The organism is Pseudomonas machongensis (assembly GCF_034961125.1).
Taxonomy (GTDB): Bacteria; Pseudomonadota; Gammaproteobacteria; order Pseudomonadales; family Pseudomonadaceae; genus Aquipseudomonas; species Aquipseudomonas machongensis.
The window spans coordinates 37,643-60,927 of sequence record NZ_JAYFUI010000099.1; the positions used below are offsets into that span (position 1 = coordinate 37,643).

Below are 23,285 nucleotides of genomic sequence, written 5' to 3' on the forward strand. Positions count from 1 at the left end.
CGCTTCTAGGCTGCCTTGGGGCAGCATGCCGGTACGAGGCAGCTTGCATCCCCCCGTTCCCACATGGACTCTGAGGCCTGCTCATGCGCATCATCAAGGCAACCCTGGAACACCTCGACCTGCTCACCCCGCTGTTCGTCACCTATCGCGAGTTCTATGGGCAACTGCCCTACCCGGACACCTCGCGCAGTTTTCTCGAGAAGCGTCTGAAACGCGGTGAATCGGTGATCTACCTGGCCCTGCCGGATGACGACAACAGCAAGCTGCTGGGCTTCTGCCAGCTCTACCCGAGTTTTTCCTCGCTGTCGCTCAAACGTGTGTGGATCCTCAACGATATCTACGTTGCCGAGGATTCCCGACGCATGCTGGTGGCCGACCACCTGATGCGCGAAGCCAAGAAGATGGCGAAGGAAACCAACGCCGTGCGCATGCGCGTATCCACCAGCAGCGACAACGAGGTAGCGATGAAGACCTACGAGTCCATGGGCTTTCGCAAGGATACCGAGTTCGAGAACTACGTCCTGCCGATCAGCCAGGATTGACCGACCGGGCTCATCTGACACTGCTCGGCGTGCTTTCCATAGCCAGCAACCGTCCCGTTCAGATCTGGAGGCCAGTGCCGTCCATCCTGTGGGGGACGGCTTACGCCGCCCCGTAACCCCCCGCTACAAACTCCCCGGGCATCTTCACGACTTCGCCGTATAATGCCCCATTCGTCATGTGTGAAAAGTTACCCATCCACCGGTGAACATGCCCACGCAAAATGACGTCGTCCGTCATCGCGCGCCCGTGGAAGCGGGTCAAGACAACAGGTGCTGTACATGGAATTCAACCCGCTGGACCTTATCCTGCATCTCGATGCCTACCTCGACCTGCTGGTGACCAACTATGGTCCCTGGATCTACGCCATCCTGTTCGCGGTGATCTTTTGCGAGACCGGCCTGGTGGTCATGCCCTTCCTGCCGGGCGATTCGCTGCTGTTCATCGCCGGCGCCGTGGCCGCGGGCGGTGGCATGGATCCGGTACTGCTCGCCGGCCTGCTGATGGTCGCCGCGATCCTCGGCGACAGCACCAACTACGTGATCGGACGAACGGCCGGGGAACGCCTGTTCCGCAACCCGAACTCGAAGATCTTCCGCCGCGACTACCTGCAGCGCACTCACGAATTCTACGAGCGCCACGGCGGCAAGACCGTCACCCTTGCCCGCTTCCTGCCCATCCTGCGCACCTTCGCCCCGTTCGTCGCCGGCATTGCCCACATGCACTACCCGCGTTTCCTCGGTTTCAGCGTCGCCGGCACCCTGCTGTGGGTTGGCGGCCTGGTCACCCTGGGCTACTTCTTCGGTAACGTGCCTTTCATCAAGCAGCACCTGTCGCTGATGGTCGTGGCCATCATCGTCCTGTCGCTGGTGCCGATGATCCTGGGCCTGCTGCGTGGCCGACTGGGCCGTACCGCCAAGGCCCACTGACCGTCCATGTGGTCGTTCAGCGCCTGGCGGCGCAAGCGCACCCTGGCGCGCTACCAGGTCGATCAAGCGCTGTGGCAGGCGATCCGTGACCGCCTGCCCCTGCTCGACGGCATCAGCGACGAGGAAGACCGCTGGCTGCGCGAGGCCAGCGTGCTGTTTCTGTACGACAAGCACCTCACCACCCTGCCCGGCGTCGAGCTGGACGACGAACAGCGCCTGTTCCTCGCGGCCCAGGCCCAGCTTCCACTGCTGCACCTGGGCGAGTTGAACTGGTACCAGGGCTTTCACGAGATCATCCTCTACCCCGACGACTTCAAGAGCCCCCAGCGCCACCGCGATGCCAGTGGTGTCGAGCATGTGTGGGACGGCGAACACAGCGGCGAGGCCTGGCAGCAGGGTCCGGTGATCATGGCCTGGGCCGGCGTCGAGGCCAGCGGCGGTTGGGAAGCCTACAACCTGGTGATCCACGAGCTAGCGCACAAGCTCGACATGCTCAACGGCGACGCCAACGGCCTGCCGCCCCTGCACCCGGGCATGGACGTCAATGCCTGGGCCCACGCCATGCAGCAGGCCTACGACGACCTCAACCGCCAGCTCGACGCCAACCCTGACCTGGAAACGGCCATCGATCCCTACGCTGCGGAAAATCCGGCCGAATTCTTCGCCGTGACCAGTGAATACTTCTTCAGTGCTCCAGACCTGCTGCACGAGAGTTATCCACAGGTGTACCGACAATTGTCGCTGTTCTATCGCCAGGACCCGCTGGCCCGCCTGACGCGCCTGCAGGCCGAACACCCGCAGTACCGCGACGCCCCCGCCTGATACGCCCGCACATCAGGCCGACCGTGGCATGCGCTGGCGGAATGTGCCTATAATCGCCGCCACTTTTTTGGTCAATCACGGGGGCAAAGCCCAATGAGCTACAGCAAGATTCCTGCGGGCAAGGACCTGCCGAACGACATCTACGTCGCCATCGAGATCCCGGCCAACCACGCGCCGATCAAATACGAGATCGACAAGGACAGCGATACCCTGTTCGTCGACCGTTTCATGGCGACCCCGATGTTCTACCCAGCCAACTACGGCTTCATCCCCAACACTCTGGCCGACGACGGTGATCCGCTGGACGTGCTGGTCGTCACCCCGTACCCGGTCGCCCCAGGCTCGGTGATCCGCGCCCGTCCGGTCGGCGTGCTGAACATGACCGATGACGGCGGCGGCGACGCCAAGGTCATCGCCGTACCGCACGACAAGCTGTCGCAGCTGTACGTCGACGTGAAAGAGTACACCGACCTGCCGGCACTGCTGATCCAGCAGATCGAGCACTTCTTCGCCAACTACAAGGATCTGGAGAAGGGCAAGTGGGTCAAGATCGAAGGCTGGGAAGGCGCTGACGCCGCCCGCGCCGCGATCACCAAGTCGGTTGCAGCCTACAAGGGCTGATGACCGCCTTGCCATGAAAAGCCCGGCCATCGTGCCGGGCTTTTTCATGCCTGTCGGATACAGACCCCGTTTTCTTGCGGGGTCGTCAAATGTCTCATCCAAAAATAAAAGAGAAATCCCACATCAGCCTGCAAAAGCAGCCGACAAAATCTCCAGATTCCCACCCTTAGCATAAACACCCTGTTTATTTCCTCCCCTCGCGCCACAATCTAGACTCGCCGCCATGAACAATTCCGGTGACCGTCTCAAGACCCTCCTGCAGGAATGTGGCCTGACCCCTTCCGACTTCGCCGCCCAGCGCAATGTCACGCCCCAGCACGTGAACAATTGGTTCAAACGGGGTATTCCCCTGGCGCGCCTGGACGAAATCGCCGACCTGTTCTGCGTCTATCGCCGCTGGCTGCGCAGCGGCGAAGGCCCCAAGCACCCGAGTCCGATCCTGCGCCCCGGCCTGCCACAGCCCGAAACCGCGCCCCCCGGTCATGGCGGCAGGCAGATCTGCGTCGATTTCCACCGCCTGCTCGACGGCCAGCTCATATCGGATCCGGATCGCCACCTGCTGGTGTCGGCGCAGGCATTGGAGACGCTCGGCATCCTCCCGGAAAACGCCATCTGCCTGGATATGCCGGACGCCAACATGGCACCGCTGATCCCCATTGGCGCCGCCCTGGCCATCGACCGCAGCCTGACCCGCGTGGTCGACGGGCAGACCTACGCGCTGATGCACGAGGGCCGGTTGCGGGTGCACAGCCTCAGCCTGAGCCAGAACGGCACGCTGTGCCTGCACAGCCACGACCGACGCAACTACGCCGTCGAGCGCTACACCCCGGCCCAACGCCACGCCCAGGGCATGCAGGTACTGGGTTGGGTATTCTGGTGGTCGTGGTTCAGCCGTCAGCGGCCCGTATGAAACACCCGGTGCCAATTTTCGCTGGGCATCCCTGACGAGCCCTAGTATGCTACGCGGCACATTTAGCCGAGGGTCGGCACAAGCCGCATCCCAGAGCACCTGACGACGCCCCACACGGCCGTTTGTCATCTTTTTCAGGCCTCGATGGCCAACCTGTTAAGGCGGTTGCGGCTTACCAAAAATTAGCCAAGCCCGTCCCCGAGAGCCGGCCACAAGCCGGCTTTTTAACGCCTGTAAATCAGCGCCCGATCGCAACATTCAGGGCAACGTGACCGATTGCAGTCAATGGGCGAATACCGAAGTTGCACCATCCTATCGCCGGGTGCACCTGGGGACCCAACCCGGTTCCGGTAGGCGGCGCTTCAGCACCCCGGCTTGCCCCGCGACAGGGTCGATACCTCAGCCCAGCAGGACCTGCTGGATGCGCTCCAGCCCCCAGTCCAGCTCCTCGCGGCTGATGCACAGCGGCGGTGCGATGCGCAGCACGGTCTCGTGGGTTTCCTTGGCCAGCACGCCCAGCGCCATCAGTGCCTCGCAGTATGGCCGCGCCGGGCGATCCAGCTCGATCCCGACCCACAGCCCACGACCACGGATATGACGCACGAACGGCACCGCCATCTCACGCAGGCGCTGTTGCAGGTAGGCGCCAAGCTCGGCACTGTTCTGCGCCAGTTGCTCATCTTCCAGCACGCGCAGCGCCTCCAGGCCTACCGCCGCCGCCAGCGGATTGCCGCCGAAGGTCGAACCATGGCTGCCGGCATCGAACAGGTCCATCAGCGCATGGTCGGCGATGAACGCCGAGACCGGCAGGATCCCGCCGCCCAGCGCCTTGCCGACGATCAGGCCATCCGGGCGAATGCCCTCGTGCTCGAAAGCGAAGGTCTTGCCGGTACGCCCAAGGCCTGACTGGATCTCGTCAAGAATCAGCAGGGTGTTGGTGGCATCGCACAGCTCGCGCAACTGACGCAGGAACCCCTGTGGCGGCACGCGAATGCCGGCCTCGCCCTGGATCGGCTCGATCAGTACGGCGCAGGTATCCGGACCGATGGCTGCACGGAAGCTATCGATATCGCCGAAGGTCGCCGTGTCGAAACCGTCGCTGAACGGGCCGAAGCCATCCTTGTACTGCGGCTCGGTGGAGAACCCGACGATGGTAGTGGTGCGACCATGGAAGTTGTCGGTGGCGGTGACGATTCGCGCCTTGTCACGGGCGATGCCCTTGACCCGATAGCCCCAGCGACGCGCGGCCTTGATCGCGGTCTCCACTGCCTCGGCGCCGCTGTTCATCGGCAAGGCGGCCTCGAAGCCGGCGATCTCGCACAGGGCTTCGAGGAAGTGACCGAGGGTTTCGGAGTGGAAGGCCCGCGATACCACGCTGACCTTCTGCAACTGGGCGATGGCGGCAGCGACGATGCGCGGGTGGGCGTGGCCATGGCTGACCGCCGAGTAGGCCGACATCATGTCCAGGTAGCGCTTGCCGTCGCAGTCCTCGACCCAGACACCCTGGGCACGGCTGATGGCCACCGGCAGCGGCGAGTAATTGTTGGCGCCGAAGCGCTGTTCACGGTCGATGATACGGGTGATGTTCATGAAAACTCCTGATCAGGCGCTGAGCAGCTTGCCGGTGCGAATGGGGTTGGTGCCGGTGACGCGTCCCAGCGGATCGCCAGGGCGCACGAAGCGCACGTCGCGGCGCATGTACAACACGCCAGCGGTGGCGCTGCGGACCGTGGTCACCTCGCCGCTGAGCGGGTCGATCAGGTCGAACATCGGTTCGCCCGGCTGCACCTGGGCGCCCAGGGCAACGCGGTGCACCAGCACGCCACCGACCGGAGCGATGAACTGCTCGCTGCCAGCCAGCGGGGTGCCCGGCCACAGTAGTCCCGGCAGCGCTGTCGGCTCGCCGCTGATGAAGCCGGCGTGGCACAGGTAGTCGATGATCGCGCTGGCATCCTGTTGTGCCAGGGCGCTATCGACGTCGCGCTGGCCACGGTGCTCGACGGTCACGCAGGCATTGCCCAGCGGGATCGGGTAGGCGCCTTGCAGACGCTCGCGCAGGCGCCACCAGATCAGGCTCAGCGCCTCGTCGAACGACAGCGCCTGGGAGTCCACCGACAGCAGCGAAGCCTTCGCGCCAATGTAGCGGGCCAGCGGCTCGACCTGCTCCCAGCTCCATTCGGAGGTGTACAGGTGCATCACCGCCTCACGCGAGCAGTGCAGGTCCAGGACCAGGTCGGCATCGTGTGCCAGCAGCATCAGCCGACGCTGCAGCGACGCCATTTCATCGCGCGGGGCGATCGCCTCCAGGCTTTGCTGCCAGGCGGCGCGCACAGCCTTGAGGTTGTGCTGGGCATCGTCGGTGAGTTGCCCTTCCACCCGCTGCAGGATCGCCTCGAGCGGGAAGGGAAAATCACGGTTGTAGTTGCGCCCGCTGGCCAGTTCGAAACGTCCGCTCGGCGCGCCCATGACGAACTGGGCGAGCCCTGCCGGGTTGGCCACCGGCACCAGGACGATCTGTGCCGTCAGCCGGCCAGCCGCCTCCAGCGCCAGCAGGCGCTGGCGCAGGTCGGTGGCGACCAGCATCGCCGGCGTTTCGTCGGCGTGCAGGCAGGCCTGGATGTACACCTTCCTGGTGTAGACGTCCGGCCCAAAGTGCTCGCTGACGATCTCGCGTTGGGTGCCGTGGGTGGCAGTGAGCAGTGGATGTGCGATTCGTTTCATACAGAATTCCATGGCCGCGGGCGGCGTCGTTCATGAAGCAGAAGGCAAGCCACCTCCCGCGGGAAACCCGGCGCTACCAGAGCGCCCAGGTGTACCCCACGATGAAGCGGTTCTCGTTGATGTCGTTGGCATAGCTGGAGTTGAGCTGGGCGTTGCGCCAGCGCAAGGACAAGCCCTTGACCAGGCCGGACTGCACCACGTAGCCGATATCCAGGTCGCGCTCCCACTCACGGCCCTGCTCGCCGACCAGCTTGGTGGTTTCGATGCCCCAGCCCTGGGCGTAGCGCATGCCGAAGGTCAGGCCCGGCACGCCGAGGGCGGCGAAGTCGTACTCGTAGCGGGCATGCCAGGCACGCTCGTTGGTCTGCGAGAAGTTGACCAATTGATACTCGGTGAACAGGTAGGTGTTGGCGCCATCGACATACGGGAACGGGGTGTCGCCGTACTGCTTCTGGTAGCCCACGCCGAAGTTGTGGCCAGCCCACTCGTAGCTGAAGCGGGTGCTCAGCGCGCGGTTGTCGACCTTGCCGGCCAGGCCTGCGCCGTCCTTGTCGGCATCCCAGTAGCGCAACTCGCTGCGCACGGTGCCGGGGCCGAACTTGAAGGCGTGCTTGAGGCCGAAGAAGTGCTGCTGGTAGAGGCGCTCGAGCTCGCCGTAGTAGTAGCTCAGCTGCAGGTCCGGCAGCAGGTTGTAGTCACCGCCCGCGTAGCGGAACTGATTGCTGGTGGCGGCTTTGTAGGCGCCGTTCTGGGCGGTCATGCTCATGGTTTCGCGGTCGGTCGATTCGCGGTCACGCATGCGGTCGAACTGGCCCAGGCCCAAGGTCAGGTTGGAAATGTCCCTGGAGCTGACGGTCGCGCCCTGGAAGGTCTGCGGGAACAGGCGGCTGGTGTTGGGCTGCAATACCGGCAGCTTGGGCACCTGCTCGCCGACGCGCAGCTCGGTCTTGCTGATGCGCACCTTGCCGGCCACGCCGAGCTTGGAGTACTCGTCGGCGGCACGTCCGTCACTGCCCTTGGGCAGCAGGCCGGTGCCGGAACGGTCGGGGCTGGAGTCCAGCTTCACGCCCAGCATGCCGGTGACATCCAGGCCGAAGCCGACGGTGCCCGGGGTGTAGCCAGAGATGAAGTTGAAGGTGAAACCCTGCGCCCATTCGTCACGCTTGGACTGCTTGGCGGCCTCGCGGTAATCGCGGTTGAAGTAGTAGTTCTTGGTATCCAGGTTGGCGCTGGAGTCCTTGAAGAAGTCGGCCATGGCCGCCCCCGGAAGGACCGTGACGACGCTCGCGCCCATCAGGATTTTCTTGAAATCTCGGTTCATGTCTGTGCTCCCCACCTTCTTGCTTTTTTCGTTGTTGGATGTTTTGAAGGCATGACTTCCCCCTGGGCGCTCAACCGGGGGTTGGCGCCATCCGAGGAAGGTGAATCAAGGTTTGTGGATCAGCTCGTCGCAGGCGTCTGGCGCAGCCTGAAACCGCCACCTTCGAGCTTCTCCAACGGGCACGACGCTGCCAGCAATTGCCGGGTATAGGCATGCTGAGGGCGATCGAAGATCTCGTCGCGCGGCCCGATTTCCACCACATCGCCCTGGCACATCACCGCGACCCGGTGAGCGATGCGCTCCACCGCTGCCAGGTCGTGGGAGATGAACAGGCAGGCGAATCCGTACTGCTTCTGCAGGCGCTCGAACAGCTCGAGGATCTGCTTCTGCACGGTCATGTCCAACGCCGAGATCGGCTCGTCGGCCACCACCAGGCTGGGCCTGCGCACCAGCGCCCGGCCGATTGCCACACGCTGGCGCTGGCCGCCGGACAGCTCGTGCGGCAAGCGGTCGATCAGGCGCTCCGGCAGGTTGATGTCGTTCAGCGTCGCCAGCACTCGAGCGCGATGCTGGGCCGGGCTCATGTCCGGCACATGGCGCAGCGGCTCGGCGAGAATCTGGCCAATGCTCATGCGCGGGTTAAGCGAGGAGAACGGGTCCTGGAAGATCATCTGGCATTGCAGGCGATGGCTGCGATTGGCCGCCTGGGCAATGTCGTGGCCCTGGAAACGGATCTCGCCAGCGCTGGGCTTGACCAGCCCGACGATGGCCCGACCCAGGGTAGTCTTGCCCGAACCACTGCCGCCCACCAGCGCCAGCGTCTCGCCCGGCGCGATGTGCAGGTTGGCGCCATGCACCACCCGCCGCGCCTCGCTCTTGCGCCACATCCGGCGCGGGCCGGGATAGGCGATCTGCACGCCATCGATCTGCAACAACGGCGCGTTGGCCTGCGGCAGTGGCGGCAACTCGCCACGGCTGGGTAGTGCTTCGAGCAACTGACGGGTGTACTCGGCACGGGGGTTGAGCAGTACCTGGTCGATCGGGCCCTGCTCGACCTCCTTGCCATTGCGCATCACCACCACCTTGTGTGCATAGCGTGCGACCAGCGACAGGTCGTGACTGATGAACAGCACCGCGGTGCCCTGCTTGGCGGTCAGCTCGAGCATCAGCTTGAGCACATCGAGCTGGGCCAGGCAGTCGAGCGCAGTGGTCGGCTCGTCGGCAATCAGCAGCGCCGGGCGCAGCAGCATGACCGAGGCGAGCATGATGCGCTGACGCATGCCGCCAGAAAACTCGTGCGGGTAGGCCTGCAGGCAGCGCTCGGCGTCGCGGATGCCGATGTCGCCGAGCATCTGCAGGCATTTCTGGCGAATGGTCTGCTCGTCGAACTCGGTGTGCAGGCGCATGCCTTCGGCCATCTGCTCGCCGATGCGCAGTGCCGGGTTGAGCGACACCATGGGTTCCTGGAACACCATGCCGATCTTCGCCCCGCGAATCTCGCGCAGGGCTTGCGGGCTCAGGCTGCCCAGGTCCTGGCCCTGGAAGCGGATGCTGCCACCGCATACCCGCATCGGCGGCGGCAACAGGCCGATGGCGGCACGCGCGGCCATGGTCTTGCCGCTGCCGGACTCGCCCACCAGCGCCACGATCTGGCCCGGGGCGATGTCGAACGCCAGGTCATCGACCACCACCGGGCCATCGACACCGGCGCGGATCTTCAGGCCCTCGACGGCCAGCAAGGGTTGGGTCTGGCTCATTGCAGCGTCCTCATGCGCGGATCGAGGCGGTCGCGCAGGGCGTCGCCGGCAAGGTTGAAGGCCAACAGCGAAAGGGCAATGCACATGCCGGGGAACAGCCCCAGCCAGCCCGCGGAGGCAATGAACGGACGGCTGGCGGCAAGCATGTTGCCCCAGGTCGCAGCGGGGGGCGGCACGCCCAGGCCGAGGAAGCTCAGCGAGCTTTCGGCGAGGATGGTCCAGCCGAACATGCTGGTGGCGATCACACACACCGGCGCCACGCAATTGGGCGCGACATGGCGCAGCATGGTGTACAGCTCGGAGTTGCCGATCACCCGCGAGGCCTCGACGAACTCGCGCTCGCGCAGCGACAGCACGCTGCTGCGCACCACCCGCACCACCGACGGCGTATAGGCGATGCTCAGGGCCAGGATGATGCCGTACTGGCTCGGGCCGATGATCGCCATCAGCGCCAGCGCCATGAGAATCCCCGGGAAGGCCAGCAGGGTGTCGTTGATCATCATCAGCACCCGGTCGACGTTGCCGCGCAGGTAGCCGGCGAGCAGACCGAGAATGGTGCCGCAGGTCACCGCGACGATCACCGTCAGCAGGCTCACCCACAGGCTGGTGTGTGCGCCGACCATCAGGCGGCTGAGCACATCGCGGCCGTATTCGTCGGTGCCCAGCCAGTGCGCGGCCGAAGGTGGCTGCAGGCGCGTCAACAGGTCCAGGCGCACCGGGTCGTGGGGCGTCCAGACCAAGCCGAGCAAGGCCACCAGGGTCAGGATCGCCAGCAGGGTCAGGCCGACCAGCGCGTTCAGTTGCAGCGGCCGACGGCGACGGGCGCGCGGTGCCGGCGTGGATGACATGTCCGCAGGGGACAGGGTCGGAGTCTGAGGCTTGCTCATAGCTTCACCCTTGGGTCGAACAGTGGGTACAGCAGGTCCACCAGCAGGTTGACCAGTACGAAGATGAAGGTGACCAGCAACAGGCAGCCCTGCAGCACGGGATAGTCGCGACCGAAGATCGCATCGACCATCAGGCGCCCGATGCCAGGCAAGGTGAACACCGTTTCCAGCACCGCGATACCGCCCAGCAGGTTGCCCAGGATCAGCCCGATCAGGGTCATGGTCGGGGCGAAGGCGTTGCGCAGGGCGTGCTTCCACAGCACCGCGCTTTCCGACAGGCCCTTGGCCCGGGCATGGGTGATGTATTCCAGGCGCAGCACCTCGATGGCATTGGCCCGGGCCATGCGGGTGATCGCACCGATCTCCACCAGGGTCAGTGTCGCCACCGGCAGGATCATGTAGCGCATCGACTGCCAGGCGTCCTGGTCGAAGCTCACGTAGCCCACGATCGGCAACCAGCCCAGCTTGATGCCGAAACCATAGAGCAGCAGCAGGCCCAGCCAGAACGACGGGATCGACAGCAGCAAGGTGGCCACCGCCACTACCGACAGGTCGAGCGAACCGTTCTGTTTCCAGGCCGCCAGCATGCCGGCGGGCACCGCGATCAGGCTGGCGAGCAGCACGGCGATCAGCACGATGCTGGAGCTGACGCCGAAGCGTTCGAGCATCATCGGCAGCACCGCTTCGCGGGTGGTGATGGAATGGCCCAGGTCGCCACTGAGCACGGCCTTGAACCAGATCACGAATTGCACGGCCATCGGCTGGTCGAGGCCCAGGGCCTGGCGAGTGCTCGCCAGGCTCTGTTCGTCGGCCATGTCACCGAGCATCAGCAGCGCCGGGTCGCCCGGAATCAGCCGAATGATGGTGAACACCGCCACCGCGATCAGCAGCAGGGTCGGGATCGCCATGCCCAGCCGCTGAAGGATGTACCGAAACATGTCAGCTCTTCCCCTGTTTATCGAGGCTGATCATCCACAGGCGCGGCTTGGACACCGGCCATGGGCGCTGGCCCTGGACGTACTCGCGGGTCACGGTGATGGCATTGCCGTTGTACAGCGGGATCAGCGGCAGGTCGCGCAGCATGTCCTTGTGCAGCTCGTCGAACAGCGCCTGGCGCTTGGCCGGCTCGCCTTCGCGGCGGGCTTCGGCGATCAGTTCGCGGGCCTTGGCGTCATCCCAGACCTTGCGCGGCTCCTTGCTCTTGTCGCCGGTGGCGGCGTCGTAGTTCAGCGCTGGGTCCAGGCGCTCGGAATAGGTGGAAACCATCACCTGGTAGTTACCGCTCTGGTAGCGCTCGAGCTGGGTGCCCCATTCCATGGTCTGCAACTGGATGTTCAGGCCGACCTGGCTGGCCATGGCCTGCACATAGACGGCGATGTCGAACATGTTCGGGTAGCGCTTGTTGGTGATCAGCTGGATCGGCTGGCCTTTGTAGCCGGCCTCCTTGAGCAGCCGTTTGCTTTCTTCGGGTGAATAGCCCCAGCCCTTGTCCTGCGCAGCGGTGTGGTAACGGCTGCCCAAGGCGACCATCGAAGGGTTGGGCTTGGAGCGGCCTTCGGTCAGCGCGGTGACGATGGTGCTGGTGTCCAGCGCATGTGCCAATGCCTGGCGCATGCGCACGTCGGAAAACAGCGGGTCCTTGGTCTGGAACAGCACGGCGCTGGTCGACATGGTGGTGCTCGCCGAGATACGCACGCCAGGCAGCGCTTCGAGCTCCTTGGCTTCCAGGGCACTGACGTCGTTGAGCATGTCGACGTTGCGCGACAGCAGCGCAGCCTTGGCGGCGGCCGGATCCGGGATGATGGTCATGTGCACGCGGTCGAGGGTGGTCGACTTGTTGCCGGTATAGCCATCGGCAGCCTCGTCGCGCGCCTTGTATTCGGCGAAACGGTCCAGGTCGACGTATTGACCCGGCTTCCAGGTCGCCAGCTTGAACGGGCCGGTGCCGATCGGCGTGGTCCACTCACCATTGACCACCGAGTCGGGGTGCATGATGCCGCTGCCACCGCACTCGGGCAGCGCCATGCTCGCCAGGAACAGGGCGTTGGGCTGGTCGAGGGTGAAGACCACGGTCTGCGCGTCAGGGGCCTTGATATCGACGATCTTCGCGCCGCTGTGGCCGTCGAACGACGCGGTGCAGCGCCACTGGGTGGCCGGGTCCATGTAGCGCTGCCAGGTCCAGAGCACTTCCTTGGAGGTCAGCGGCTTGCCGTTGTGGAAGGTGACGCCGTCGCGCAGCTTGAAGGTGTAGGTCAGGCCGTCGTCGGAAGTGACGACCTCCTTGGCCAGCAGCGGGCCGACGCTTGCGTCTTCGCGGAAGGCGACCAGGCCTTCGAACAGGTGCAGCACCACCGCATCGGAGTTGGTGTCGCGGTTGACGCCTGGCTGGGTGCTGCGGATGTCGGCGTTGAGGGCGACATTCAGGGTGTTTTGTGTCTGAGCGTTGGCGCAGATGGAGGCCATCAGGCCAGTCATCAGAATCAGAGTCTTGTTCAAGTTATTCCCCTCGGGCTCGAGATCCAATGCAGTCGGCGGCAGAGTCGTGAAAGGTTGCGCCCCGATCCGGGAACTCGTTGTTGTTGTTATGACCGTGGCTCTGGGGTGACGTACGCCCGAGGCCCGGTAGCGATGCCTGGCGCATCCTGTCTCAGGTGGCGTCGCTGCGTAAGCACATAAATTCCGATCATGAGTGGCATAGCCAATCACGCTGATCGCAGACTTGCCGTGCACCCCTGCCAAAATCGTTCGGCAAAGGCCATGCTGCGCTGGTCATAACGGGCTCTTCGCCCGGAAACACCTGATCCAATAAAGCTATCGGGATCAGCAAAAGCGCACTGACGGCAAATTCGATCGCTCTCTAACATGGCCGCATCAAGCACGGCCCCCACGCACCCTGCGGAGTTCGAACAATAATGACCCTGACCCACCTGCGCGCCTTCTGCTCCGTGGTCGACATGGGCAGCTTCCGGGCTGCGGCCCGCGCACTGAACATCGCGCAAAGCACCCTCACCCAGTCGGTCCAGGCGCTGGAGCGCGAGCTCGGCGGCCCGTTGCTGCACCGCACCAACCAGGGCATCCGCCTCAGCGACTCCGGCCAGCGCTTCATCGCCCACGCCCGCGCCATCCTGATGGACTGCGACCGCGCCGTGGCTGACGTCCGTGCCCTGGTCGAACCCCAGGGCCATGTAGCCCTGGGCGTCACCTCCGAACCGTTGGCCGAACTGCTGGTGCCGGTGTTCGAAAGCTTTACCTCGCAGCACCCGCAGACCCGCCTCGAGGTGACCAGCGGTTCGACCAAGATCCTCATCGAGAAACTGCGCGAAGGCCGCCTGGACTTCGCCCTGTGCGCCCTGCCCGCCCACGTCGATGAAATCGACCTGTCCATCCAGCGCCTGCACGCGTCCCGCGCCGGGGTGATCGCACGCAAGGATCACCCGCTGCGTGATGCCCGCTCGGTACGCGACCTGACCCAATGCAAATGGATCAGCGTGCGCCGCGACGGCCTGGTCGGTGGCACCGAGGGCCGCCTGATCGAGCTGTTCCGCGCCCACGGGCTGGGCATGCCGAAGATCGGTATCACCACCGAATCGCTGCTCGAGACCCTGCACATCGTCGCCGAGACCGACTACCTGACCATCGAGCCGGCGATCATTCCGTCGCTGAAACTGTTCTCCTCCTCGCTGGTGAAGATCCCCATCGAGGAGCGCCTGAGCCACCGCGACGTGGCCCTGATCACCCGCAAGAACGCGACGCTGACCAGCGTGGCCCAGGTCTTCATCGGCATGCTGGTGTCCTACAGCCGATTGGTCCACCCGCGCACCGCCGACTGAACAACGCCCCGCATCATGAGGAATACCCATGCCCCAGCCAATCACCGCCGATCAGCCTGCCGCCCATGACCTGCCCCGTGGGCTGCCCTCCAGCGTCGGCATCGACGGCTTCGAGGTCGCCGCCTTTCTCGAGGCGGTGCAACAGGCCGGGCTCGAACTGCACGGGGTGATGCTCGAGCGCGACGGCGTGCTGGTGGTGGACGCCTGGCGCTGGCCGTACGATTCGCTGACGCCACGGGTGACCCACTCGATCACCAAGAGCTTCACCGCCTGCGCCATCGGCCTGGCCATCGACAAAGGGCTGCTGCGCCTGGACGACCCTCTGGCGAAGTTCTTCCCGCAAGCGGCGGCAGGCGCCACCGACCCACGCGCCGCGCAAATCACCGTCGAGCACCTGCTGACCATGCGCACCGGCCACGGCGGCAACACCTCCGGCTCGATCTGGCGCGGCATCGACGGCAGTTGGGTCGAGGAGTTCTTCCGCATCCCGCTGACCAGCGCGCCGGGCACCGACTTCGTCTACACCAGCGCCGCCAGCTACATGCTCTCCGCAGTGCTGACCCAGGTTGCTGGCGTCACCCTGCATGACTACCTCAAGCCGCGCCTGCTCGAGCCGCTGGGCTTCGAGGCGCAGCACTGGGACATCAGCCCCGAAGGCATCAGCCCCGGCGGCAACGGCCTGACGGCGCGGCCTGTGGATGTCCTCAAGCTGGCCATGCTGCACCGCGACGGCGGGCGCTGGAACGGCGAGCAGGTTCTGCCGCAGGCGTGGGTGGAGGCGGCAACGCGCGCCCAGGGTGGCGAGGGCAGTCGCTATGGCTATCACTGGTGGACCGACCGCCCGGCGAACGGCTACAGCGCCGTGGGCGTGTTCGCCCAGATGGCCGCCGTGATCCCCGGCGAGCGCGCCACGCTGGCGGTATTCGGCGCGATGGAGAAGTCGGCGCAGGTGACGCCTTTCATCGATCGTCATCTGAGCGCGGCGCTGCGCGGTGAACAGGCTGGGGCCGCAGGTGACGAACGGCTACGCGAGGTGCTCCAGCGTTTCGCCGAAGAGCAACCACTGCGCTCGCTCGCACGTCCGACCCTGCCGCTCCCTGCGCGGATGAGTTTTGCGCTCGAGGCCAATCCGTATGGCATCGAAACGCTGAACCTGTTGCAGGTGGGGGAGCGGTTGGTGATGGAGTGGGTAGAGGCGACGGGCAGCGAGCGCATCGAAGCCGGGATCGATCATTGGGTCGCGGGGACCAGCTCGTTGCCGGGGGCACAACTGCACCATGGCTATGCACTGCGCGATGCACCGGTGGTGGCGACGGCGCGCTGGGTGGCGGCAGATCGACTGGAGCTGGAATGGGTGTACCCGCGCTCGGCATTCCGCGATCGGGTGTGCCTGAGCTTTGCAGGCGAACGGGTTTGCCTGGAGCGCAGCGTGAACATCAACAGCGGCATCCGTGTCTGGGAGCCGCTGCATGGAATGAGCACTCACAACCCGACCCGACACGTGTAGCAGCAACTGTCTTGCTCAAAATCTAAAGACCAGCCCAATCCCTGTGGGAGCGGTGGTTCGGCGCTCCAACTTGTCCCGCGAACACGGGCGTAGCCCGTGCCAGGCAGCGCGGTGTCCTTTTCGCGGGCAAGCCCGCTCCCACAGATGCTGCGCCAGCCTCGAAATCACAGGCTCAACCGTACTGCGCCTGAAACCGCCCGACCGTCTCCAGCAGAAAGCGATCCAGCACCCCAGTGTCGCTGCGCTCGCCACGCGCCACCTCGACCGTATCGGCCCGCGCCAGCTCGGCCTCGATGAACCGGTGCAGCACGTCATCCCGCGGCCCGTGCTGCGTCTCGCCCGCCCGGCGCTTGCGCTCGAGCAACTGATCGATCGCCTGGCGCACATCCGCCTCATCGACGGTTCGCTCGAGCAGTGCCGTGAACGCAGTCGGAGGCATACCCAGGCCCTGGTCGATCCAGCGCACCGCCAGCAACGGGCGGATCACATAGAGGTACTTCTTTAGCCGCACCGTGTCACCCAGCAGATAGCCGCGCAGGTTCTTGCGGGCCATCGACAGGTAGTGATGGCGCACCGCGCGCGGCGAATAGAACGCACGAGCCAGCGCGCCCAGTTGCTCACGGGCCTGTTCGTCGGCCCGGTACACCAACGGCGAGCCCAGCCACTCGAGCAGGCTCGGATTGGCACCTCGCAGCAAACGCAATGCCTTGCGCAACTCCCAGCCACTGACGTCCAGCTCATCGCTCAGGGGTCGCTCGATCACATCGCGCGGTTCCTCCACGCGCAGGTACCACTCGGCACGCTGCACATAGACGAAACGCACGTCGTAGTCGCTGTCCGGCGAGGCGAAGCCCCAGGCGCGGCTGCCGGACTCGCAGGCGTACAGCACAGTCACGTCATGCTCGCGCTCGATGCGCTGCAGTTCTTCGAGCACCCGCACGCGCATGGCGTCGGACAGTGGATGTGGGTCGTCCTGGTACATATCTTCACTCCTTGTCAGGGCGCCCCTGGCGCCGCTTCAACCTTTCACACACACCACCTGACGCAGGGTGTGCACAACCTCCACCAGCTCGCGCTGGGCATGCATGACCGCATCGATATCCTTGTAGGCCATCGGAATCTCGTCGATCACACTTTTGTCCTTGCGGCACTCCACATGGGCCGTGGCACGCTCCTGGTCCTCGACGGTGAACAGGTTCTTGGCCTTGGTCCGGCTCATCACCCGCCCTGCACCGTGACTGCACGAGCAAAAAGCCTCTTCATTGCCCAACCCACGGACGATGAAGCTCTTTGCCCCCATGGAGCCGGGAATGATGCCCAGCTCACCCTTCTGCGCCGATACCGCGCCCTTGCGGGTCACCAGCACTTCGCGCCCGAAGTGTTGCTCACGCTGCACATAGTTGTGATGGCAGTTGACCGCCTCCAGGCTGGCCTCGAAAGGCCTGCCCAGCACCTTGCGGGTCGCTGCCACCACCGCCTGCATCATCAGTTCGCGATTTTGCCGGGCAAAGTCCTGCGCCCACTCCACCGCCTCGACATAGTCGGCGAAATGCCGGCTACCTTCCTCGAAATAGGCCAGGTCCTTGTCCGGCAGGTTGGCCAGGTGCTGACGCATGTCGGCCTGGGCCAGCTCGATGAACAGGTTACCGATGGCATTGCCCACCCCACGCGAACCGCTGTGCAGCATGAACCAGACCCGGTCGGCCTCGTCCAGGCAGACTTCGATGAAGTGGTTGCCGCCGCCCAGGGTGCCGAGGTGGCTGCGGTTGTTGGTCTTCTCCAGCTGCGGATGCTTGTCGGTGATCACCTTGAAACGTCCGGCCAGGCGGCCCCAGGTCTGGTCGGCCTGGCTCGGCACTTCGCCCCAGGCGCCCTGGTCACGACGACCGAACGTCTTGCCATGGGGCACGGCCTTCTCGATGGCACTGCGCAGGCCATGCAGGTTGTCCGGCAGGTCGCGCGCGTGCAGCGAGGTGCGTGCGGCGATCATGCCGCAACCGATATCCACGCCAACCGCTGCCGGGATGATCGCACCCACGGTGGGGATCACACTGCCGATGGTCGAGCCCTTGCCCAGGTGCACGTCCGGCATCACCGCAAGGTGTTTGAAGATGAACGGCATGCGTGCGGTGTTCATCAGTTGCCGACGCGCGTCGTCCTCGACCGGCACGCCATCGGTCCACAGTTTGATCGGCTTGCCGCCGGCCACTTCCAACAGGTTCATGTCCTTGTTCCTCGTGTTCGATCAGCCTGCCTTGAGGCTGACCAAGCCATTCAATACCTGATCCAGACCACCGAATACCGAGATCCGGTCGATGCGTTCGGCCACCCGCTCCAGGGTTTCCAGCTCCTTCAGGCGCAGGGCCGTCGGGCTGCCTTCCATCACCTTGGCGGTGTTGAGCAGCGAGCGCGTCGCCTGGGTTTCCTCACGGCGACGAATCACGTTGGCCTGCGCCGCCTTTTCCGCCTCCACCACCTGCGCCAGTAGGGTCTTCATCTCGCCCGGCAGGATGATGTCGCGCACCCCGAGGCTGCTGATTTCCAGACCGCTGCCCGGCAGTTGCGTCTGCAGGTGGCGGCTGATGCTGTCGTCGATGAACTGCTTGTCTTCCAGCAACTCATCCAGGGTCCGAGTCCCCACTGCGGCGCGCAGACCGAATTGCAGTTCACGGTACAGGTGCTCCACCGGTTTGCTGAAGCGTGCATGGGCCATCAGCACGTCGGCGTAGCGCCAGTTGGCGACCAGGTTCAGACGCAGGTTCACCTTGTCGCGGGTAAGGATTTCCTGGCCGCCGACCTCCAGCGCCTGCACACGGGTGTCGACGGTTTCCACCGTTACCTGGCTACCGCAGCGCCAGAAGCCATACTGCCCGGCTTCGAGCAAGTCGAACACGGCACCGTCGATCTTCAGCACGCCGACATGGAACGCCGGCACGCTGACCAGCAACACATGCTCAAGGCCGGCCATGCCCGGACGGTTCAAGCGTGCGAGCAATGCAGGCGCCACGCGCCGTCCGCCACTCAGATCGACTCGCTCCAGGGTCTGCCGGGCCTGGCCCTTCCAGTACAGGCGACGGCTGTCCGGTGCCAGCAGCTCGACCAGCCGACCGTCCTCGAAACGCAGGCCCAGCTCATGCTCGCCCAGGTCCATGCGCTCGAAATACTGCTCGACCAACTGCGGCTGGTGCTGACGCAGGTAGCCTGCCAGCGGATGGTCGAACAGCGGGGAATTGAGGCTGAAGGTCTGCACCGTCAGCCGGTCGCGCCAGTCGACACGCGAATACTGCCCAGGCTCGAGAATGGCCTCGAAGTCGCCTTCATCGAGCAGCAGGCCACGTTCGTTCTTCTTCACGACAAAGCGTTTGAACAATTTCATCTTTCTATCCTTTTCATCCATATCCAGGGTTGCCGGTGGTGCCGGCGCACCGGGCACTGCGGGCGAGACCTGGCGGAGTCAGGCACCGTGAGCAGAGCTCAGGCGGCGTCCTTCGTTGCGTCAGGTCCGGCCGGCAGGCCGGGTGGGCCGGCGGTGGTGCAGGCGTCCGTGGCCGTCGAGGGGCCATCCTGGCCCTGCTTGCCTGACCTGCACCGCACCAGCGGGTGTTACGTTCACAGCTACCTTAGGAGGGTAGTGCCGGGGCTTCCCGGCGAGCGTCTGCGCAGCCGTTTCACGGGTACTGCACAGGGCGACCGGTCGTTGCGGCGGCGGCATGCACGACACCGACACCTGAGTGGGTACGTGCACCAGCGGGGTCTCAACCCCTTGCCCTTGGGCCTGCCTGGCGATTCGGTCGAGAGGGATATTGCGAGCGGCGTGCCAGCTTTAAAAACTGTTCGAGTTATTTTTTAAATTATTGATTTTTAACGATTTATTTTTTCTATTCGGTTTTCTGACAATTTCAGCGGCAGCAGGAAACTCGATAATTCATATATGTTTGGATAACACTTTATCTTTTGGGATAACTTCATGAGCAAAGCCCGTGTTGCCATCGGTTTTCTCGGCACCACCCTCGACCGCAATGGCAAGGGCGCCGCACGCTGGAACCGCTGGCGCCCCACGATCGGCCTGTGCCGCCAGCCAGACCTGCCGCTCGATCGCCTGGAGCTGATTCACGGCCCCGGCGTACGCGACATCAGCCTGGCCGAACGCATCCGCGCCGACGTCCAGCAGGTGTCACCCCACACCGAGGTGCGGCTGCACCCGCTCAGCCTGCGTAACCCATGGGATTTCGAAGAGGTCTATGGCGCCCTGCACGACTTCTCCAGCGGCTACCCCTTCGACACCGAGCGCGAGGACTACCTCGTGCACATCACCACCGGCACCCATGTCGCGCAGATCTGCTGGTTCCTGCTCACCGAAGCGCGCTACCTGCCCGCACGCCTGGTGCAGACCTCGCCCTCACGCAAGCACGACGAAGCCAGCGACCCGGCCGGTATCGCCACGCTGATCGACCTTGACCTGTCGCGCTACGACCTGATCGCTTCGCGCTTTCGCCACGAGCAGGTCGAGGCGCAGTCGCTGCTCAAGTCCGGCATTGCCACGCGCAACGCGGCATTCAACCGCACCATCGAACAGATCGAGCGCGTCGCCCTGCGCTCGAAGGCACCGATCCTGCTGGTCGGGCCTACCGGCGCCGGCAAGTCGTTCCTGGCCCGGCGCATTCACGAGCTCAAGCGCGGCCGGCACCAGTTGCAGGGGCGGTTCATCGAGGTCAACTGCGCGACCTTGCGCGGCGATGGCGCGATGTCGACCCTGTTCGGCCATGCCAAGGGCGCCTTTACCGGTGCGCAGAACGCCCGCGATGGCCTGCTGCGCGCTGCCGACGGCGGCATGCTGTTTCTCGACGAGATCGGCGAGCTTGGCGCCGACGAGCAGGCCATGCTGCTCAAGGCCATCGAAGAGAAGCGCTTCTTCCCGCTGGGCTCGGACCGCGAAGTGCAGAGCGACTTCCAACTGATCGCCGGTACCCATCGCGACCTGCGCGCGAAGGTCGCCGAAGGCTCGTTTCGCGAAGACCTGTTCGCCCGTATCAACCTGTGGACCTTCGCCCTGCCGGGGCTTGCGCAGCGGCGCGAAGACATCGAGCCGAACCTGGACTTCGAGTTGCAGCGCCATGCCCGCGAACAAGGCCGACAGGTGCGTTTCAATCTGGAGGCCAAGCGCAGCTACCTGGCCTTCGCCCACGCCAGCGAAGCCCGCTGGGCTGGAAACTTCCGCGAGCTGTCGGCCTCGATCACGCGCATGGCGACGCTGGCAGACAGCGGGCGAATAGACGAAGCCCTGGTGGCAGAGGAGATCGAGCGTTTGCGTCATGCCTGGGGGCTGGAGGGCGAGAGCGAGCCGGTACTGGCCGGGCGCGAACTGGACCTGTTCGACCAGGTGCAGTTGCAGGCGGTGATCGGCGTTTGTCGCCGCGCAGCAAGCCTGTCCGAGGCCGGGCGCCAATTGTTCGCGGTGTCGCGCCAGGAGAAGGCCAACCCCAACGACGCCGATCGCCTGCGCAAGTACCTGGCGCGATTCGGGCTGGATTGGCAGCAGGTGAAGGGTCAGGGGTGATAGCTAGGCCGTAGGACGTTTCCCAATCTGAAACCAAATGCTTCGGGCCAAGTGGGCTTGGGAAGTATCCTACGCGCCTTGCCGAAGCTTCTCTGTTGTCGGGAAATCACCTCAGGAATAACGTCCCTGGGTCGCGATATTGCGGCCGGGTGTGAGAACCCGAATCGGAGTTACTAGGCATGCCTTTATGGCAGTCGTGTACGGGCAGACCTCGGTCTGGCCGAGCCTTGTAGCTCCCTCGGTTTTCTCACCCCGTGCACGACTGCCACCCGATCCGTGAGAAAGATAGTGCTGGCGGTTCCTTGAATTTGCAGGAGCTATCGACATGAAAAAGATCGTCCCCGACCCACCTCTCGACCTCTCCACTCAAGCACTGGAGAGCAAGCCATGAGTGATGACCCGAAACCACCCGTGACTGCCGGCCTGGAGTCCTTCCACGAATCCGGCAACCCGCCTGTGGACATGTTCCGCATCCTGCCCGGCATTCCCGCCGAACATGCCTACGACGAAGTGATGAACCTGCTTGCCTGCATCCGCCACCTGCTGCACGAAGGGCTGATGGAGCAGGACGCCCGGCTGCTGACCGCCGCCGACTACCTGAGCGCCTTTGCCAAAGCGCTGATGACGGATGTCGAGCGCGGCAGGCTGCACTGATCTGAGGGCAACTGTCTGACCCAAAATTTAAAGTTCAGCCCTATCCCTGTGGGAGCGGGCTAGTCCCGCGATCGGGCGCGCAGCGGCCGCAATCCAGGCGACTATCTTTTCCTGAAACACCTCGGGGCCTGATTTTACGGCCGCTGCGCGCCCGATCGCGGGACTAGCCGGGACGCCGAACCGCCGCTCCCACAGGGATTGGGCAGGCCTCAGATTTTTGAGCAAGACAGTTGCCCCTACAGGGATCAAGGGGAAGGCGGGCATCGACTTAAGCAGGGCTTGCCAGCAAACGGTCGGTTTGCGGTATGCTCCCCCGGTCTTCAGGGCGGGGTGAAAGTCCCCACCGGCGGTAAATCGAAAGATGAGCCCGCGAGCGCCCCGGCCATGCCGGGGGTCAGCAGATCTGGTGAGACTCCAGAGCCGACGGTCATAGTCCGGATGAAAGAAGGCGCAAGCGCGGGGCCATCGGGCGCCCTTGCGCGCGCATTTTGTTCGCCCCGAGACGTTCATCGATCATTCACGAGGAGCGTTTCATGTCCACCTTGCACCACTCGAAATTCCCTAACGTCACCGCCGCCATCGCCGCCTTCCAGGCCGGGCGCCCCGTGCTGCTGCTCGACGACGACGATCGCGAGGACGAAGCCGATATCGTCGCCGCCGCCGAAAACCTGTCACTGCAGACCATGGCCATGATGATTCGCGATTGCAGCGGCATCGTCTGCCTGTGCCTGGATGAAGCCACGGTCGATGCCCTGCAGCTCGCACCCATGGTGCAGAACAACCAGGCCCGCCACGGCACCGGCTTCACCGTCACCATCGAGGCGGCCGAGGGCGTGAGCACCGGCGTGTCGGCACAGGACCGGATCACCACCATCGAGGCCGCACTGCGCTCGACCGCCGAGCAGCGTCACATCGTCAGCCCTGGCCATGTGTTCCCATTGCGTGCGCGTGATGGCGGCGTGCTGACCCGTCGCGGCCATACCGAAGGCTCGGTGGACCTGGCGCGGGGGGCGGGGTTGCGGCCGCCGCGGTGCTGTGCGAGCTGATGAACCCCGACGGCAGCATGGCCCGGGGCGAGCAGGTGGCCGTGTATGCGCGCCAGTACAACCTGCCGGTAGTGACCATCGAGGAGCTGGCGCGCTATCGCGAAGCGATGCTGGAGCTTGAGGCACAACCCGCCTGATCTGCAGCGCTGCTCTTTGGCAGGAGCGGGCTTGCCCCGCTCCTAC

19 protein-coding genes, 1 pseudogene and 1 riboswitch are annotated in these 23,285 nt (G+C 64.7%); of the genes and pseudogenes, 10 read left to right on the plus strand and 10 right to left on the minus strand.

Going from position 1 to position 23,285, the window contains the following annotated elements; translation table 11 throughout:
• Nucleotides 1–83: 83 nt before the first annotated feature.
• The 5 genes from VA602_RS10810 to VA602_RS10830 all read left to right on the plus strand — a co-directional run bounded on the left by VA602_RS10810 (nucleotide 84) and on the right by VA602_RS10830 (nucleotide 3,822).
• The gene (locus VA602_RS10810; protein WP_054892789.1) at nucleotides 84–542 is read left to right on the plus strand and encodes a GNAT family N-acetyltransferase; all 459 of its coding nucleotides are present in this window, start codon (nucleotides 84–86) and stop codon (nucleotides 540–542) included.
• 279 nt (nucleotides 543–821) lie between these two features.
• A complete protein-coding gene (locus VA602_RS10815; protein ID WP_054892787.1) occupies nucleotides 822–1,469 on the plus strand; it encodes a DedA family protein in 648 nt (215 codons plus the stop codon).
• Between the two features lie 6 nt (nucleotides 1,470–1,475).
• Nucleotides 1,476–2,291 carry a M90 family metallopeptidase gene (locus tag VA602_RS10820; RefSeq protein WP_323453202.1) on the plus strand — a complete coding sequence of 272 codons (816 nt, stop codon included), beginning with the start codon at nucleotides 1,476–1,478 and terminating at the stop codon, nucleotides 2,289–2,291.
• Nucleotides 2,292–2,384: 93 nt separating this feature from the next.
• Nucleotides 2,385–2,912 carry an inorganic diphosphatase gene (gene ppa, locus VA602_RS10825; protein WP_003255365.1) on the plus strand — a complete coding sequence of 176 codons (528 nt, stop codon included), beginning with the start codon at nucleotides 2,385–2,387 and terminating at the stop codon, nucleotides 2,910–2,912.
• Between the two features lie 223 nt (nucleotides 2,913–3,135).
• On the plus strand, nucleotides 3,136–3,822 hold the full coding sequence (locus tag VA602_RS10830; RefSeq protein WP_323453203.1) for a LexA family transcriptional regulator: 687 nt from the start codon (nucleotides 3,136–3,138) through the stop codon (nucleotides 3,820–3,822).
• Between the two features lie 399 nt (nucleotides 3,823–4,221).
• Here VA602_RS10830 and rocD read toward each other — a convergent pair whose 3' ends face one another.
• The 7 genes from rocD to VA602_RS10865 form a co-directional block, all read right to left on the minus strand.
• On the minus strand, nucleotides 4,222–5,412 hold the full coding sequence (gene rocD / locus VA602_RS10835) for an ornithine--oxo-acid transaminase (RefSeq protein ID WP_323453204.1): 1,191 nt from the start codon (nucleotides 5,410–5,412) through the stop codon (nucleotides 4,222–4,224).
• A 12-nt stretch (nucleotides 5,413–5,424) separates the two neighbouring features.
• Nucleotides 5,425–6,543 (minus strand): succinylglutamate desuccinylase/aspartoacylase family protein, encoded by a 1,119-nt coding sequence (locus tag VA602_RS10840; protein WP_323453205.1) that lies wholly within the window; start codon nucleotides 6,541–6,543, stop codon nucleotides 5,425–5,427.
• Nucleotides 6,544–6,616: 73 nt separating this feature from the next.
• Complete coding sequence (locus VA602_RS10845) at nucleotides 6,617–7,864, minus strand: OprD family porin (RefSeq protein ID WP_125930872.1); 1,248 nt, start codon at nucleotides 7,862–7,864, stop codon at nucleotides 6,617–6,619.
• 119 nt (nucleotides 7,865–7,983) lie between these two features.
• Nucleotides 7,984–9,621 (minus strand): ABC transporter ATP-binding protein, encoded by a 1,638-nt coding sequence (locus VA602_RS10850; RefSeq protein ID WP_323453206.1) that lies wholly within the window; start codon nucleotides 9,619–9,621, stop codon nucleotides 7,984–7,986.
• Complete coding sequence (locus tag VA602_RS10855) at nucleotides 9,618–10,508, minus strand: ABC transporter permease (RefSeq protein ID WP_081255193.1); 891 nt, start codon at nucleotides 10,506–10,508, stop codon at nucleotides 9,618–9,620. The genes VA602_RS10850 and VA602_RS10855 overlap by 4 nt, the downstream gene beginning before the upstream one ends.
• On the minus strand, nucleotides 10,505–11,446 hold the full coding sequence (locus VA602_RS10860; protein WP_063542551.1) for an ABC transporter permease: 942 nt from the start codon (nucleotides 11,444–11,446) through the stop codon (nucleotides 10,505–10,507). The genes VA602_RS10855 and VA602_RS10860 overlap by 4 nt, the downstream gene beginning before the upstream one ends.
• 1 nt (nucleotide 11,447) lies before the next feature.
• Entirely contained in the window at nucleotides 11,448–13,004 is a 1,557-nt protein-coding gene (locus VA602_RS10865) for an ABC transporter substrate-binding protein (protein ID WP_323453207.1), read from the minus strand.
• A 416-nt stretch (nucleotides 13,005–13,420) separates the two neighbouring features.
• Between VA602_RS10865 and VA602_RS10870 the strand changes: the two genes are divergently transcribed.
• Together VA602_RS10870 and VA602_RS10875 are read left to right on the plus strand one after the other, a co-directional pair.
• Nucleotides 13,421–14,338 (plus strand): LysR family transcriptional regulator, encoded by a 918-nt coding sequence (locus tag VA602_RS10870; RefSeq protein WP_054892768.1) that lies wholly within the window; start codon nucleotides 13,421–13,423, stop codon nucleotides 14,336–14,338.
• A 28-nt stretch (nucleotides 14,339–14,366) separates the two neighbouring features.
• A complete protein-coding gene (locus VA602_RS10875; RefSeq protein ID WP_323453208.1) occupies nucleotides 14,367–15,845 on the plus strand; it encodes a serine hydrolase domain-containing protein in 1,479 nt (492 codons plus the stop codon).
• Nucleotides 15,846–16,017: 172 nt separating this feature from the next.
• On the opposite strand, the gene VA602_RS10880 is transcribed toward VA602_RS10875, so the two are convergent.
• Genes VA602_RS10880 through VA602_RS10890 form a run of 3 tightly spaced genes read right to left on the minus strand, consistent with a single transcriptional unit; the run spans nucleotide 16,018 to nucleotide 19,221 of the window.
• Complete coding sequence (locus VA602_RS10880; protein WP_323453209.1) at nucleotides 16,018–16,827, minus strand: nucleotidyltransferase domain-containing protein; 810 nt, start codon at nucleotides 16,825–16,827, stop codon at nucleotides 16,018–16,020.
• Nucleotides 16,828–16,863: 36 nt separating this feature from the next.
• Nucleotides 16,864–18,069 (minus strand): RtcB family protein, encoded by a 1,206-nt coding sequence (locus VA602_RS10885; RefSeq protein ID WP_323453210.1) that lies wholly within the window; start codon nucleotides 18,067–18,069, stop codon nucleotides 16,864–16,866.
• 21 nt (nucleotides 18,070–18,090) lie between these two features.
• Nucleotides 18,091–19,221, minus strand: coding sequence for a slipin family protein (locus VA602_RS10890; protein WP_063542543.1), 1,131 nt, complete (start codon nucleotides 19,219–19,221; stop codon nucleotides 18,091–18,093).
• A gap of 591 nt (nucleotides 19,222–19,812) precedes the next feature.
• Between VA602_RS10890 and rtcR the strand changes: the two genes are divergently transcribed.
• The 3 genes and pseudogenes from rtcR (at nucleotide 19,813) to ribB (ending at nucleotide 23,239) form a co-directional block, all read left to right on the plus strand.
• On the plus strand, nucleotides 19,813–21,402 hold the full coding sequence (rtcR, locus tag VA602_RS10895) for an RNA repair transcriptional activator RtcR (protein ID WP_323453211.1): 1,590 nt from the start codon (nucleotides 19,813–19,815) through the stop codon (nucleotides 21,400–21,402).
• Nucleotides 21,403–21,789: 387 nt separating this feature from the next.
• A complete protein-coding gene (locus VA602_RS10900) occupies nucleotides 21,790–22,056 on the plus strand; it encodes a DUF3077 domain-containing protein (protein ID WP_323453212.1) in 267 nt (88 codons plus the stop codon).
• A 312-nt stretch (nucleotides 22,057–22,368) separates the two neighbouring features.
• A riboswitch (FMN riboswitch) is annotated at nucleotides 22,369–22,510 on the plus strand.
• 79 nt (nucleotides 22,511–22,589) lie between these two features.
• Nucleotides 22,590–23,239 (plus strand): annotated as a pseudogene (gene ribB / locus VA602_RS10905) (3,4-dihydroxy-2-butanone-4-phosphate synthase).
• Nucleotides 23,240–23,285: the final 46 nt, after the last annotated feature.

Excerpts from the sequence above, each read along its gene's own strand:
- VA602_RS10810 (WP_054892789.1), top strand. The coding sequence starts at position 84 with ATGCGCATCATCAAGGCAACCCTGGAACACCTCGACCTGCTCACCCCG.
- VA602_RS10815 (WP_054892787.1), top strand. The coding sequence starts at position 822 with ATGGAATTCAACCCGCTGGACCTTATCCTGCATCTCGATGCCTACCTC.
- VA602_RS10820 (WP_323453202.1), top strand. The coding sequence starts at position 1,476 with ATGTGGTCGTTCAGCGCCTGGCGGCGCAAGCGCACCCTGGCGCGCTAC.
- ppa (WP_003255365.1), top strand. The coding sequence starts at position 2,385 with ATGAGCTACAGCAAGATTCCTGCGGGCAAGGACCTGCCGAACGACATC.
- VA602_RS10830 (WP_323453203.1), top strand. The coding sequence starts at position 3,136 with ATGAACAATTCCGGTGACCGTCTCAAGACCCTCCTGCAGGAATGTGGC.
- rocD (WP_323453204.1), bottom strand. The coding sequence starts at position 5,412 with ATGAACATCACCCGTATCATCGACCGTGAACAGCGCTTCGGCGCCAAC.
- VA602_RS10840 (WP_323453205.1), bottom strand. The coding sequence starts at position 6,543 with ATGAAACGAATCGCACATCCACTGCTCACTGCCACCCACGGCACCCAA.
- VA602_RS10845 (WP_125930872.1), bottom strand. The coding sequence starts at position 7,864 with ATGAACCGAGATTTCAAGAAAATCCTGATGGGCGCGAGCGTCGTCACG.
- VA602_RS10850 (WP_323453206.1), bottom strand. The coding sequence starts at position 9,621 with ATGAGCCAGACCCAACCCTTGCTGGCCGTCGAGGGCCTGAAGATCCGC.
- VA602_RS10855 (WP_081255193.1), bottom strand. The coding sequence starts at position 10,508 with ATGAGCAAGCCTCAGACTCCGACCCTGTCCCCTGCGGACATGTCATCC.
- VA602_RS10860 (WP_063542551.1), bottom strand. The coding sequence starts at position 11,446 with ATGTTTCGGTACATCCTTCAGCGGCTGGGCATGGCGATCCCGACCCTG.
- VA602_RS10870 (WP_054892768.1), top strand. The coding sequence starts at position 13,421 with ATGACCCTGACCCACCTGCGCGCCTTCTGCTCCGTGGTCGACATGGGC.
- VA602_RS10875 (WP_323453208.1), top strand. The coding sequence starts at position 14,367 with ATGCCCCAGCCAATCACCGCCGATCAGCCTGCCGCCCATGACCTGCCC.
- VA602_RS10880 (WP_323453209.1), bottom strand. The coding sequence starts at position 16,827 with ATGTACCAGGACGACCCACATCCACTGTCCGACGCCATGCGCGTGCGG.
- VA602_RS10885 (WP_323453210.1), bottom strand. The coding sequence starts at position 18,069 with ATGAACCTGTTGGAAGTGGCCGGCGGCAAGCCGATCAAACTGTGGACC.
- VA602_RS10890 (WP_063542543.1), bottom strand. The coding sequence starts at position 19,221 with ATGAAATTGTTCAAACGCTTTGTCGTGAAGAAGAACGAACGTGGCCTG.
- rtcR (WP_323453211.1), top strand. The coding sequence starts at position 19,813 with ATGAGCAAAGCCCGTGTTGCCATCGGTTTTCTCGGCACCACCCTCGAC.
- VA602_RS10900 (WP_323453212.1), top strand. The coding sequence starts at position 21,790 with ATGAGTGATGACCCGAAACCACCCGTGACTGCCGGCCTGGAGTCCTTC.